Below are 12,849 nucleotides of genomic sequence, written 5' to 3'. Positions count from 1 at the left end.
GGCGCCGAACCGCGCCTTGTGCCGCACCGTGGTTAGAGAGCCACACCGCGACCCTCCCTGCGTCGTCCGACAACGGATCAACGCGGCGTTCGCGGTGCTCCGTGACGGAACCTGCTCCCGCTCCCGTACGTTTGCACCCGCGCTCGACAGAGGACACGGAGGTGCCCCCGTCCCCCGGTCATGGGTGTCGTCGGTTTTGCTGGCCTTGACCGGGGTGGTTCTCCGACTGCCGGGCGGTCGGTTCATACCGCTTCAACCCGCAAGGCAGGAGGTGTTCGAGGTGAGTCACCAGCCGCCCGTCAGCAGACTGGTGACCGGTGAGATGAGGTCGTGCGCGGCCGCCGAGATCATCGACCCGGCTGTGGTGCCGGCGATGGCCTTGATCGTGCCGGACTGGCCGTAGGTGATCACGCTCAGGCCGAAACTCCACAGCGAGCTTTTGAGCTCGTTGCCCCATCCGTAGCCGATCGCGGTGAATACGACGTTGAGCCCGGCGAATCCGATCGACACGTTCCCGAAAAAGAGGGCCCAGGATTCGAGGAATGGGGTCGCCCCTGCGGTGGCCGTGCCCAGGAGGCACAGCCCGCCGGCGAGTCCCAAGCCGCTGGAGATCAGCGCGGTCCCGATGCTGGCCCTGTTGGTCTGGGTCGCCAGCCAGCGCGCTCCCTCCTGCCACCAGGGCAGGCCGCCTTTGACGCTGTCGTTGTCGGGCGTGTCGGCGGGGTTTGTACCGGATTCTTTGGCCCTGCGTGCCTCCTCGGCCGCTTTCCTGGCCGCTGCGGCGATCTCTGCCTGCCGCTTGGCCACGGCGATCTGGTGTGCCTGGCTCGCGGCGGCGGCCGCCGTCCGCGCGTCTTGGCCGGCCTGGACCGCAGAGGCCCGGGCGGACGTGGCCGATGCCTGGGCCGAGTTGGCGGAAGCCACCGCGCGGGTGGCGGCGTCCACCGCCCGGTTGGCGGAGTAGTTGGCCGAGCGGGCGGCCTGGCGAGCCGTGGCGGCCGCCGACTTGGCCCGGTCGGCCGAGGCCTGTGCGTCCTTGGCGGATTGCTCTGCGACGTCTGCGTTGGTGTCCGCCTGCCGCGCGTACTGGGTGGCCTTCTCGGCCGACTTCTGCGCCTTGTCGGCCCACTGCAGCGCTTCCGCGGCCGCGTTACGGGCCTTCGCCGCCGCCTCCTGCGCCCGCGCGGCATCCTCCTGCGCCTTGTGGGCGATCTTCGCGGCGGCGGCGATCGTGCCCTGTACGGCGGCGATGTGGGTGGCGGAATCGTAGTCGAGCTGAGCAGTTCTGTACTGCACCGAGGCGACGAAGTTGCGGCGCATCCACACCGGGCCCTCCAGCGCGGCCTGGGCGTGGGCTTTGGTGTAGGGGCCCGCCGTGGCGAGGATCGTGGCGGTGGCGACCGCGTCGTCCTGCCGTAGCGCCTCCTGGTATCCGGTGGTCAAGAAGTCGTACAGAGCCTGCGCCGTTCCGGCGTTCAGCGCGTCGTTGGCCGCCTTTTTCACCGCGCTGCCGGGGTTGCCGGCCAGAAGGGAGGTGGTGATGACGCGGTTGTCCATCGCGGCGGCGGCCACGGCGCCGGTGGTGAGGAAGGCGGTGGCGGCGTCCGCGTCGTCGCTCTCCAGCGCTGCGGTCGCGGCGTCGGCGACGTCGGGGGTGGCGACCTGGGCGAGATAGAGGGCGGTCTCCCGGTCGTCCTGCCGCTGGGCGAACTGCCGGTCGGCGTCGAGCCAGGCGTGGATGTCGGCGTCCGCTCCGGCCAGGGCGAACCGGGCGGCCTCACGTGACCATGTGCCATCGGAGTCCATCAGGGCGACGGCTGCCCGGCGCCCGAGGGCGGTGGCATGCGCTGTGTCACCGCTGCGAAGGGCCTCTTCGGCCTGCGCGACGAGGTCCTTCGTCGCCTGTTCCTCTCGCTCGGCCTGTGTCCGCTTGTCGAGGGACTGCGCCTGCTGCTGCTCTTCTACCTGGGCGAGCAGCCGGGCCTCCTCGATCGCCTGCTGAGTGTCCTGGTCGAGCCGCTGCCACTCCGCCTCACGAGCCTGTTTCTCGACCTCGACCGCTTGGTTGACGGCGTCGGTGGCGACGTTGGCGGCCTTGGTGGCTTCATTGGCGAACTCGGTGGACTTCTTGGCGTACTCGACGGCCTGACCGGCGTATGTGGCGGCCCACTCTGCGGCCTCGGCGGCCTTCTCCGCGTGACCGGCCGCGCTGTTGGCAGCGTCGCGTGCGGTGCGGGCGGCGGCCGCCGATGTGTTGGCCAGCGCCTGAGCTGTTCCGGCCGCGTTGGTCGCGATCTGGGCGTTGGTGTTGGCGATCTGCGCTTGCCGCTTGGCCTCGGCCGCCTCGGCCTGTGCCCGGCCCGCCGCGGCGGCGGCCGTGGCGGAGGCGTTCGCGGCAGCTGCGGCGTTGCGTGCCGCCGAGGCCGCGGCAGATCCGGCGTTCGCGGCCTGGGCCGAGGCGGAAGCGGCGTAGTCGGCGGCCTTGGCCGCGCTGCGGGCCTTGGCCGCGGCGTTGCGGGCGGCGACGGCGGCGTTCTTGGCGGCGGATGCCTGGGACGCGTCCTTGGAGGCGGCGATGGCGGCGTTGTACGCGCGGGCGGCGGCAGAGCCGGCGGTGGCAGCGGCCTGGCTCGCGGCGGTGGCGGCGTAGGCGGCGCGGCGGGACGCCTGGACAGCGGCGTGGGAAGCGAAGACGGCGGCCCGGGCCGAGTCGGCCGCGCCCTTCGCGGATTCGGCCGCCTTGCGGGCCGCCTTGCCGGACCTGACGACGTCGTCCTGGGCGGCCTGCGCCTCGGCTGCGGCCTTCTCCGCCGCTTCCTTGGCCTTCGCGGCGGCGTCCACAGCGCGGGCCGCCGCCTCTTCGGCCTGCTTGGTCTTTGCGTCGGCCTTCTTGCCCTCACGCTCGACGACCGCGACGAGTTCCTCGATCGTCGCGGCCTCCTGGTCACGGGCGCGGGCGATGTGCTGGCCGGTCTCGAGGAACCACTCGATGTCGGCGGCGGTCCCCGACAGGGCGCGGGAGGCGTACTTCCGTACTTCCGGGCCCGCCTGCATCATGAGGGTGGACACCTCGACCCTCATGTCCTGCAGGCGCGCGGTGTACTGCCCGTCGGTGAGGAAGGTCTCCAAAGCTTCCCGGGTTCCCGTCTCCAGGGCGGTGCTGCCGTTGCGGTTGACGGCCTTGCCGCCGGTGGCCATCACGGTCGTGGTGGCGACCTGGAGGTCCTCGATGATGGCGGACCTGAAGCCGCCTCCCAGATACGCGGCGATGGCGGTGTCACCCCCGTTGAGCGCCGCCGTCGCCTCGCGCCGGGTGCCCTTCCCGCCCGCGGCGAGGGATGTCATGACGGCGACACGGTTGTCCTCCGCGGTGGCCTGAGCGAGCCCCGCGGCCAGGAACTCCTGGACGTCCGTGTCGGAGCCGGTCAGCGCCGCTAGCGCGGCAGCGCGGACGGCTTTACCGCCTACCAGCCACTCCTTGACGACTTTTGCCCGGTCGGTGTCGGGCAGAGCGAAAGGATCACCGTCGGTGCCGTCGTCCGGCGGGACGTCGGCCTGGGCGGCCGTGGGGGTGAGAACCAGGTTCGAGGCCGTGGTGGCGACGGCGCTGGCTGCTAAGGCGCCGAGAATGCGCCGTCTGCTCCAGAAAGTGGCGTCCAAGATTTTCCCTCCGTTGTCGGTGTCGGCGGCTGCGCATCCGGCGGCTTACCGCCGGGCGGACTGGCCTGCCAGCGACACGCGTGTCCTCGGCGACGCACGAATTGATCGAAGACATGACAATTTCGTGGCAGTGATCCTAGACTCCTGGAAACTCTGCTGCTAGCTGTCGGCACGCTGTAGAGCCATGAACTGCCGGACTCCTGACCGATGTTGTGTCGATGTTGCGTCGACGCCGCCGCGCAGGCGGTCCGGGGACGACGCGAAGCGTCTCGGCTCCGCGTCACCATGGCCGAGTCACCGCCCGCGTGCCGGTGCACCGCCCGCTCGGGACGGGCCCCGAGTGCCACGTCCCATCGTCCGGACAAGGGGAACCTAATGAAACTGATACGGCGGACAGTCGGCGTCTGCGCGGCCGCCGCGGCGTGTATCGCCGCACTCGTCGCCACCACCGCCTTACCTCACGACAGCGCATCCGCCACTACGGTCACGGTGGCCGATGAACAGCCCGGTTACACGGTCGAGGACTACGCCTACCCGAACGCCGACAAGATCAAAGAAGAGACGGGCATCGTTCTCAAACGCGGAGACGGTCACATCACCCTGGCCAAGTGCGACTCGGCCACCGGACTGATGGAGGTGTGGTCCCGGACCGACGACAAGGTGTGCTTCCGCACCGTCGGCACGTCGGGTTACCTCTCCCTGGAGATCCCCTCGGTGTTCGCCGTCAAGGGATCGGTCGCGCACACCGCCGATGTCACTCTCACCGCGCCCGACAACGCGTCTCAGGAAGTCGAGGTCCCCAAGGACGCCTGGACTCCGGTCGGAGAGTCCGCGGACCCGCAGGCCCGTGAATTCGTCCTAGTCGAGATCCGTACGAGCAAGTGACCGGAGGTCATACCATGCCCATCACACCGCGCCCTAAGGGCTTCGGGGCCTTCCGGAGCAGCGGATCCGCCGCCCGGGCAGCGCTGACCGCAGCACTGATCGCGGGCTCCATCGTGGTGACCGCCTCACCCGCGCACACCGTGACCGGAACCGTCGACTCCACCAACAGCTACACCTACACCGCGCAGTTAACCATCGGTGATGCCACACGCGGCTGCTCCGGCGTCCTGATAGACCGCGAATGGATACTCACCGCGGCCAGCTGTTTCGTCGACGACCCCGCACAGAGCCTCACCGTGCCCGCGGGCAAACCGCGGCTGAGAACGACCGCGACCATAGGCCGCCCCGACCTGACCACGAGCCAGGGCGCCGTCCGCGAGATCGTGGAACTGGTGCCGCGCACCGACCGCGACCTGGTACTCGCCCGCCTGTCCCGGCCCGTCACCAACGTCACCCCGATCACCCTGGCCTCCACAGCGCCCGACACGGGCGAGGAACTGCAGTTCGCCGGATACGGGCGCACCGCCACCGAGTGGGCGCCATTGCAGCTGCACACCGGCACCCTCTCCATGGACGCGCCCGCGGCCACCACCGCCACCTACACAGGCAAGGACGGCACATCAGTGTGCATGGGCGACGCCGGCGGCCCCCTGGTACGCACGGTCAACGGCCTTCATCGGCTGGTCGCCCTCGGCAGCCGCTCGTACCAGGGAGGGTGCTTCGGTACCGACCCGACCGAGACCCGCACCGGCGGAATCGCCACCCGCGTCGACGATCTGGCCTCCTGGGTGAACTCCAAGGTGAACGCCGCCCCCCTCACCGACTTCAACTGCGACGGCATCGAGGACATCGCAATCGGCGACCCCAAGGCAACCGTCGCAGGCAAGGCCGCGGCAGGTCTGATTCGGGTGGTCTACGGCGGCGGCAAGGGCACCGCCGAGATCACCCAGGACCTCGGCTGGGTGCCCGGCGGCGCCGAACCGGAGGACTGGTTCGGCGAGGTGCTCGACACCGTCGACCACGACGAGGACGGCTGCACCGACCTCGTCGTCGGCACCCCCGCCGAAGACCTTGGCAGCGCCACCGACGCAGGCACGGTCGACGTGCTCTACGGCGCCCGGAACGGCATCGGGACGGGCACCGCTACCCTCCACCTGGAGCAGGGCACCGGCTCCGGAGCCATCGCCGCCGCAGCTTCGCAGACCGGTGACCGCATGGGCCACTCGGTCGCCGCCGGCCGAACCGCCGCGGGCGAGCCGTATTTGCTGATCGGTGTTCCCGGCCAGAGTTCCGGCAGCCTGGCCAAGGCGGGGATGGCCTTCTACCTGCGGGGCAACACCAACACCTCCATCACCCAGGACAGCTCGACCGTTCCCGGCGGAAACGAGGCCAACGACGGCTTCGGCACCACCGTCGCCGCCGACGGCAACCACCTCGCCATCGGCGCCCCCAACGAGGCCATCAACGGCCATGCCGGTGCCGGCGCTGTGTGGATCTTCGACCACAAGGTGAACACCGACGGCATCCCCACCCCTCTGCACGGCATCGACCAGGACTCCGACATCATCAGCGGCGGCTCCGAGACCGGCGACAAGTTCGGCGCCTCACTGTCCATGGCCGACTACCGCCCGTCCGGTGCCGCAGCCGCCACCGAGTCGGTGCTCGCCATCGGCTCACCCGGCGAGAGCCTGGGCGTCAACAACGTCGACCAGGCCGAGGCCGGCCGCGTAGTCGTCGTCCACCTCACCGCCGCCAACACCTTCGGCGAACTCAACAGCCTCTGGCAAGGAACCGGCAACGACGCGGTGACCGGCGCCGCCGAACCCAGCGACCACTTCGGCGACCAGGTCAGTGCCGTGAACACCGCACCGCGAGCGCAAAGCACCGCAGCCACCATGCGGATCGCCGTCGGCATCCCCGGCGAGGACATCGACACCGCCACCGACGCGGGAGCCATCCAGACCTTCTCGCTCCTCGGCACGCCCGGCGACTCCGACCAATGGATCCAGGCGGGCATGGTCGGCATCCCCGGCACCCCGGGATCCGACCAGTACATGGGCCACAACATCCACTTCACTGCCACCAGGCTGTACGTCGGCATGCCGTACGGCCCCTCCGCCTACGGCGCCCTCCACGCCCTGCCCATGTCCAATGCGACCGCAGGTGGCGCGATCGCCCAAGTCACTACCTATCAGCCCGGCACAGGCGGTCTCCCAGCCACCGGTGACCGCTTCGGCCACTCGGCGCGGTAACCACCTCTCCCACCCACACCGGCCTCACCGAGAGCCCTCCCCGACCACCCGGCTGCGGAGGGCTCTCGCGGACCCCTCGCCTGCAGGCGGACAGGGCATACGACGCTCCCCACCTCCGGACAGCCTGTGCCACAAGCACATCGGCGTGCGTGTCACCCGCAAAGGTATCGAGTACAGCGAACGTCCCGGACACTGCGGATGGGCCGTCGAACGGACCAGATGGGCCACGTGAACGCCACCCGTACCGGCCCTGACCGCCCCGTCCTCCTTCCAGCCCCGGCCGGACCGCCGGCGCCACCCGACTCGTCGACGAGACCCTGCACGCAGCATGGTCAGCTGCCGCAGCAACCCTTGTCGCTCCGGAGCGTGTGCGGGACCCCGGACGGATACATAGCCTGGTGGTGCTCGGGATGAGTGGGAGAGGTGTACCATGCCCCGCACGATCTGGTCCGGTGCCATCGACGCGTTCGTGCCGCTGGAATCCGTCGACCCGATCCGGATCGCCGAAGGCTACTACCTCCAGCCCGCCGGCCAGGTCGCGGCCAAACCGTACAAGCTACTGGTCAAGGCCCTCTCCCGCTCGGAGAAGGTGGCCGTCGCGAAATACGCCTGGTCCGGCCGCGAACGCCTCGGGCTGCTGCGGGTCCGCGACGATGTCCTGGTCCTGCACGCCATGCGCTGGCCCGACGAGATCCGCGACCCACCGAGCTCCTGCCCCCGCCCACCGAGGTCTCCGAGGACGAGATCGCCGGCGCGCTCGCCCTCATGGACACCATGACGATCGACCGGCTGGAGGGGCCGGAGTTCACTGACCGCTACACCGAGGCGATCGCCCAGATCATCGAGGCGAAACGCGAGGACAAGCCCCTGCCCGCGATGGAGGAGCCGGAGCAGCCGGCCCAGGTGCTGGACCTGATGGCCGCCCTGCAGCAGTCGGTGTCCAAGGCGAAGGCCTCCCGTGGCGATGCCGGGCCGGCAGCCGGTCCGGCCGACGTACACGAGCTGCCGCAGCCGAAGAAGAAGACGGCCGCGAAGAAGCAGCCGGCCAAGCAGGCTGGGGCGAAGAAGACGGCGGGCCGCCGGCCGCGCAGCGCCTAAAGCCCGGCGACGTGCTCCACGACATCGGGGACCAACGCCCTCGCCGCGCCCTGCTCACGGCTGGTTGAGGATGCCGTGGCCTCCGATGCACCGCCAGACGATGTGCTGCGTGCCGCGCACCTTCTGCGGCCCGTAGCACCAAGTGGCCCGCCCGCCACCGCTCCAGGTCAGCTCGTAGACCCCGGGCATGAGGCGCACACCCTTGATCCGTAACCCCGGGCGGAACGTGCGGCCGACGCGCAGGCCGTCGACGAATGCGTTGACGGCCTGGCGGAAGGCCCGGCGCTGTTCGGGGGTGAGGCGGTTCAGGTCGGCGGTGAAGCGGGGCAGGACTTCGTACGTAGGCACGGCGAACTCCTCCAGGAAGCACGAAGCCCCCGGCGGGGGCCGGGGGCGGTGGTGGCTGTTCGTGTTGTGGGCGTCGGTGACGTAGCGCTCAGTCGTGGTGCGTGGTCGGGGAAGTGGTGCGGTGGTGCACGCTCAAGGACCGTGCAGTCCGCGGATGTCCGGTCCTGGTGAGGACTGCATGGCGCGGTGGTCCTGACCAGCGAGGTGAAAGGTCAGGTTGCGCGCCCGGAACTCCGGTTGGGCAGCTCCACCTTGCGACGCCCAGGCGTACCGCCGTCCTGTAGTGACCACTGCCTTAAGGAGACCGATGTTCTACGAGCCCGAGTTCGCGCCGCCCCAGATGATCATCCGATACGTCATCGGCACGCAGGAACGTGAGGCGCTGGTACTCACCAAGGGCCACAGCCTGGAGGAACACGTTGAGCGAGTGGAATCGCTCACTGAGTCGCCCATCTCGGCCGCCACCTACGTGACCTGGCCCCTGGCCCGAGGAGGCGCGGTAGCAATCCGAATCGACTCAATCATTGCCTTCGAAGCCTCCGAGGATTGAAAACAAGGCTCTTACGAAGCGGCAGCCGTATGCAAGATCCAGTTGCCCTGTGCAGATCCAGATGCAAGGTCCACCTGGCCTATGCAAGCTCAACCGCTGCGGGACAGCGGAAGAATGTGAGGCTGGTGGTGCTCTTGTGGTCGCGGCGCAGTATTCGCACGGCCCGGGTCAGCTGCCGTAGGGGGCGTTCATCAGGTCGTTCCACTTCTGCGTGTTGGCCGGGTCGTTGGCGCAGCTGGTGCAGTGGGGCAGGTAACCGGTCCGGGTGGGGTACGGCACGTTCGAGCGGACCTCGACGGTCGTGCGCAGCGTGAGCGGGCGGTTGCACAGCGGGCAGAGGCCTCCGTGGACAGGTTCGTATTCGCGTTCATGCGGCGGACTGTGCACACACCAGCGGCTTACCGTCTCGGGCTGGCCCGGCGGCCCGCCTGGCGGGCGCTCCGGTAAAGATCTGGTGATGCTCTCCCGCCCGGCGGGACGTACCCGGGATCGCGCTTTTGTACAGGTCAGTGCCTGGTTTCTATGGGCCGGTGATCAGCGAATCGAAGGTTCGCCCGGGGAGCGGGTGGCGCTACCTCACCCGCGACGTGATGGTCGGCGACGGCCACCGCACGGCGGGGACGCCGCTGCGCGTCGCCCAGGACCAGGCCGGTGTCCCGCCCGGAGTGTGGAAGGGCCGGGGCCTGGCCGCGGTCGGCCTGGCGGCCGGGGACGTGGTGAGCGAGCGGCAGGCCGAACTCCTCCTGGGCGAGGGCCGGCACCCGGACGCCGACCGGATCGAGCGCGACCTCCTGTCGCAGGGCAGGACCCCGGCGCAGGCGAGGCGGGCGACCGTGCTGGGCAGGCCCATCGAGCACAACCGCTCCCCGACGACGGAGAAGGCGAAGGAGCGTACGCCGTGGCTGGCGATGGACCTGGTGTTCCGGGCCCCGTCGACGGCCCACATCGCGTGGGCGCTCGGAGATGACGGGACCCGGCTGGTGCTGGAGCTGTGCCAGGACATCGCCCGGGACAAGACGCTGGCGTGGCTGGAGGAGTCGGTCGCGGAGATCCGCTGGAAGGCCGGCGGAAAGCAGCGGGCCCGGGTCAAGGACGGGCTGATCGTCGCGGTCTTCCGGCACTACGAGTCCAGAGCCACGGAATCGAGGCCACTTCTTCACGATCACGCGGTGGTGTCGATCCGCGCCCGGCGGCCCCACGACGGGAAGTGGGGCAACCTGTCCGCGGACTCAATGCTGGCCCACATCGTCGCCGCCGACACCCTCTACACCCTCCTGTTCATGGAGGAGGTGACGGCCAGGCTCGGGTGGGCGTGGGAGCCGCGCGAGGTGACCCGGGGCCGCCGGCCCGTCATGGAGATCGCGGGCATCGACCGGCGGCTGATCGGCTGGCAGTCGACCCGCCGCCAGCAGATCGAGGACGCGCTGCCCGTCCTCACCGCCCGGTACGAGGAGAAGCACGGGCACGCGCCGGGGGAGCGGGCCGGCTACGCGCTGGCCTGCCAGGCCGCCGACCAGACCCGCCCGCCCAAGCGCACGGAGCTGCGGTCGCTGACCGAGCTGCGCGAGCGGTGGCGCGCCTCGGCGATCCGGGCGTTCGGCGCCTGCACCGTCTACCGGCTGGCCGAGCGGGCGCGGGCGGCGGCCGCGGCCGTGTGGGCGCGGGTGCGGCCGGTGGTCGACACCGTGCTGGCGGCCGTCGACGTCGTCGCCGTGGTGTACGTGATGCGCGGCGCCTTCGCGCGCCACCACCTGCTCGCCGAAGCCCGCCGCCACCTCGCCTACGCCCTGCGCGGCCGGCCACACCCACCCGGCCTGGACGAACAGATCGTGCAGACGGCCGTCGACGGCCACACCCGCCCCGTCGGGCGCGGCCGGAGGATGACCGCCGACCTGCGCGCCCTGTACCCGCGCGACATCGAGGATGAGGCCGTGCTGCGTCCGCTGACCCGCAAGCGGACCGCCCCGCCGTACGAGCGGGCCCGCCTCGCCGCCGACGCACTGGCTGCCCGGGTCCGCGCGGCGCGGCGAGCGGAGCGCCTGGGCTCCCGCCCCCGGCCGCACCCCGTCGCCGTGCCCGCCGCCTCGAGGCCGCGCCCGCGGCCGTTGCGCACCGGCCGGAAGGCCGGCCGCCTCCTGGAGCAGGGGACCGGCGTCGACACGGTGGAGCAGACCCGCCGGACGCTCGAAGCCGTCGCCGCCCACCTCCAGGACGGCATCCGCGAGCGCGCCCTCACCCACGGCCCCCGGCCGCGGCCCGCCCCGGCGACAGCCCCACAGCCGCACACCCCGCAGCCCGGCACCCAGCACACACCGGGCCCGACCATTGGAGGAGTCACGTGAGCACCCCGCAAGACCAGCCCACCCCCGACGACGCACTCGCCCGCGCCCGTGCCGCCCGCGAGCAGATGGCCGCCGCGCTCACCGAGGACCAGGAGCCCGAAGTCGACGAGCCCGCGGGGTGGCAGCCGGTCTGGAAGCGCCCGCGGAAGCCGAAGTCGAAGGCGGCGAAGAAGGCGGAGCTGCGCAAGCAGCGCAAGCGCGTCCAGGAAGCCGCCAAGCGCCGCCTCGCCGCGAGGAACTCGCGCCGGCCTCTCGCCCGGCAGAGCCGGATCGGCAACGCGGCCACGAGCCGCGCCCCCGCGCCCCAGCTGCGGCACTCCACCGCCTGGCTGTGGTGACGATGCCGGGCAGATGCCCTCCGGGTCCGTCGCGGCCGAAGACCGGGGCGCGGCCGGCCGGGAGGTTCAGGAATGGGCGAGGGCATCCGCGCGCAGGTGCGCGAGCAGGGCCCGCACCCCCTCCGGATCGTCGCGTCCCGTGAAGGACAGCAGGGCCCGCAGGACGTGGCGGGCGAGGTCGCCGGTCGCCCGGACGTCCTCGCCCGCGCTCGCAGCCCACCCGGACATCAGACCCGATGCCACACCGAGCAGATGCGGGGTGAGGCTCTGCCCGTACTCCGCCAGCGCCCGCTCCAGCTCGGCGCCCTCCAGGCCGTCGATCCCGGTGACGGCCAGCACCATCTTCAGCAGCCGGCTCTCGCCGAACCCTGCGACCAGAACGGCCAGCGGCTGCTCGCCGCTCCCCCCGCGTATCAGCGCGGCCAGGGCGTCGTTGTCACCGTTCCATGCCGCTTCCAGGGCGGCGATCACACGGAGGACCTGGTCCGGAGTCAGTTCTGAGGGCATGGGCAGCACCGTAGCCGTGCCGGGTACGGGCCCGGGTGCACTTCGGCAAGGTCAGTTCGACGAGGTCCAGGAGCCCGAGTCCGGTGAGTCCCTGGGCGCCGGCCGGTCTGGAAGCGGCCCTCAGCCGGAGACCGCCGGGGCGGCCGCCGGACGGCGCCGCCTTGCCGCCGGGCAGTCGTGCCGGCCCCGCCCCTGGCAGAACCGGATCGGCAACGCGGCTGCGCGCCGCACCCCCTCGCGCCAGCTGTGGGCACTTCGCCGCCTGGCTGTGGTGACGATGCCAGACATCGTCCGCTGAGTGGAGTCCACCCGATGTCGCGCATCGCCACCGGATGCAGAACATCGAGTGGGCTCCACTCAGTGGGCTCCACCCGATGGACTCCACCGAGTGGAGCCCACTCTCCGGTGTGCCGGACGACGGTGGACTCCACCGTGGTGCGCGCCGCGATGGTGCGCTACCGCGTCCGGTACCGCACTACTCCGACGATGCCTGGCACTCTCGAGCGTCCCGGTGCGCCGCACCCGACGCTCCGCACCGGTGTGCCCCCCCGTCGGGTGCGGCCGGACGCGCGCGACCCCCTTGTCCGGTTCCGCTACATCCCCTTGTCCGGCTCCGCTACCGCGACATTCCCCCTTGCCGTGTGTCCTGAACATGAAAGGAAGTTGCATGTAGGAGCGATTTCCGGAAGTGATGCTGTGCGAGAGATGAAGGTTTCGTGGCCCTTCGGAGCCGCCCTGCGGGGGGAGGCTTCAAACCGCCTCATGCTGCGTTAGCCTCGCGCTTTCACGAGGTGGGCTGTCCGACTGGTGATCAGGAAAGCGGAAAGTGCCTCTGACCAGCGAGAATGAGGATTGCTGAGGTCCTTGTT

10 protein-coding genes are annotated in these 12,849 nt (G+C 70.8%); 7 read left to right on the top strand and 3 right to left on the bottom strand.

The genetic code is table 11. From position 1 onward, the window contains the following. Positions 1–285 precede the first annotated feature (285 nt). Positions 286–3,660: an ALF repeat-containing protein gene (locus ACZ4W9_RS28775; protein WP_467940661.1), complete on the bottom strand. Its 3,375-nt coding sequence runs from the start codon at positions 3,658–3,660 to the stop codon at positions 286–288. Positions 3,661–4,149: 489 nt separating this feature from the next. Between ACZ4W9_RS28775 and ACZ4W9_RS28770 the strand changes: the two genes are divergently transcribed. From ACZ4W9_RS28770 to ACZ4W9_RS28755, 4 genes are all read left to right on the top strand, one after another. Beyond that, a complete protein-coding gene (locus ACZ4W9_RS28770; RefSeq protein WP_467940659.1) occupies positions 4,150–4,545 on the top strand; it encodes a hypothetical protein in 396 nt (131 codons plus the stop codon). Between the two features lie 14 nt (positions 4,546–4,559). Further along, on the top strand, positions 4,560–6,797 hold the full coding sequence (locus ACZ4W9_RS28765) for a trypsin-like serine protease (protein WP_467940657.1): 2,238 nt from the start codon (positions 4,560–4,562) through the stop codon (positions 6,795–6,797). 430 nt (positions 6,798–7,227) lie between these two features. Further along, positions 7,228–7,575 carry a Ku protein gene (locus ACZ4W9_RS28760; protein ID WP_467940655.1) on the top strand — a complete coding sequence of 116 codons (348 nt, stop codon included), beginning with the start codon at positions 7,228–7,230 and terminating at the stop codon, positions 7,573–7,575. Further along, complete coding sequence (locus ACZ4W9_RS28755) at positions 7,563–7,895, top strand: hypothetical protein (RefSeq protein ID WP_467940653.1); 333 nt, start codon at positions 7,563–7,565, stop codon at positions 7,893–7,895. The genes ACZ4W9_RS28760 and ACZ4W9_RS28755 overlap by 13 nt, the downstream gene beginning before the upstream one ends. 54 nt (positions 7,896–7,949) lie before the next feature. On the opposite strand, the gene ACZ4W9_RS28750 is transcribed toward ACZ4W9_RS28755, so the two are convergent. Then, a complete protein-coding gene (locus tag ACZ4W9_RS28750) occupies positions 7,950–8,243 on the bottom strand; it encodes a hypothetical protein (RefSeq protein ID WP_467940651.1) in 294 nt (97 codons plus the stop codon). Between the two features lie 307 nt (positions 8,244–8,550). On the opposite strand from ACZ4W9_RS28750, the gene ACZ4W9_RS28745 reads away from it, so the two are divergent. The 3 genes from ACZ4W9_RS28745 (at position 8,551) to ACZ4W9_RS28735 (ending at position 11,473) form a co-directional block, all read left to right on the top strand. After that, positions 8,551–8,793 carry a hypothetical protein gene (locus ACZ4W9_RS28745; RefSeq protein WP_467940649.1) on the top strand — a complete coding sequence of 81 codons (243 nt, stop codon included), beginning with the start codon at positions 8,551–8,553 and terminating at the stop codon, positions 8,791–8,793. A 590-nt stretch (positions 8,794–9,383) separates the two neighbouring features. Continuing rightward, on the top strand, positions 9,384–11,135 hold the full coding sequence (mobF, locus tag ACZ4W9_RS28740; protein WP_467940883.1) for a MobF family relaxase: 1,752 nt from the start codon (positions 9,384–9,386) through the stop codon (positions 11,133–11,135). Beyond that, positions 11,132–11,473 carry a hypothetical protein gene (locus tag ACZ4W9_RS28735; protein ID WP_467940647.1) on the top strand — a complete coding sequence of 114 codons (342 nt, stop codon included), beginning with the start codon at positions 11,132–11,134 and terminating at the stop codon, positions 11,471–11,473. Before mobF ends, ACZ4W9_RS28735 begins: the two co-directional genes overlap by 4 nt. 66 nt (positions 11,474–11,539) lie before the next feature. On the opposite strand, the gene ACZ4W9_RS28730 is transcribed toward ACZ4W9_RS28735, so the two are convergent. Then, the gene (locus ACZ4W9_RS28730; RefSeq protein WP_467940645.1) at positions 11,540–11,980 is read right to left on the bottom strand and encodes a hypothetical protein; all 441 of its coding nucleotides are present in this window, start codon (positions 11,978–11,980) and stop codon (positions 11,540–11,542) included. Between the last annotated feature and the right edge of the window lie 869 nt (positions 11,981–12,849).

This window comes from Streptomyces sp. NPDC029296, from assembly GCF_055569255.1.
Note: the sequence above shows the minus strand (reverse complement) of the source record. Positions and strands in the feature narration are given on the sequence as shown.

Excerpts from the sequence above, each read along its gene's own strand:
- ACZ4W9_RS28745 (WP_467940649.1), top strand. The coding sequence starts at position 8,551 with ATGTTCTACGAGCCCGAGTTCGCGCCGCCCCAGATGATCATCCGATAC.
- ACZ4W9_RS28755 (WP_467940653.1), top strand. The coding sequence starts at position 7,563 with ATGGACACCATGACGATCGACCGGCTGGAGGGGCCGGAGTTCACTGAC.
- ACZ4W9_RS28765 (WP_467940657.1), top strand. The coding sequence starts at position 4,560 with ATGCCCATCACACCGCGCCCTAAGGGCTTCGGGGCCTTCCGGAGCAGC.
- ACZ4W9_RS28760 (WP_467940655.1), top strand. The coding sequence starts at position 7,228 with ATGCCCCGCACGATCTGGTCCGGTGCCATCGACGCGTTCGTGCCGCTG.
- mobF (WP_467940883.1), top strand. The coding sequence starts at position 9,384 with ATGGTCGGCGACGGCCACCGCACGGCGGGGACGCCGCTGCGCGTCGCC.
- ACZ4W9_RS28730 (WP_467940645.1), bottom strand. The coding sequence starts at position 11,980 with ATGCCCTCAGAACTGACTCCGGACCAGGTCCTCCGTGTGATCGCCGCC.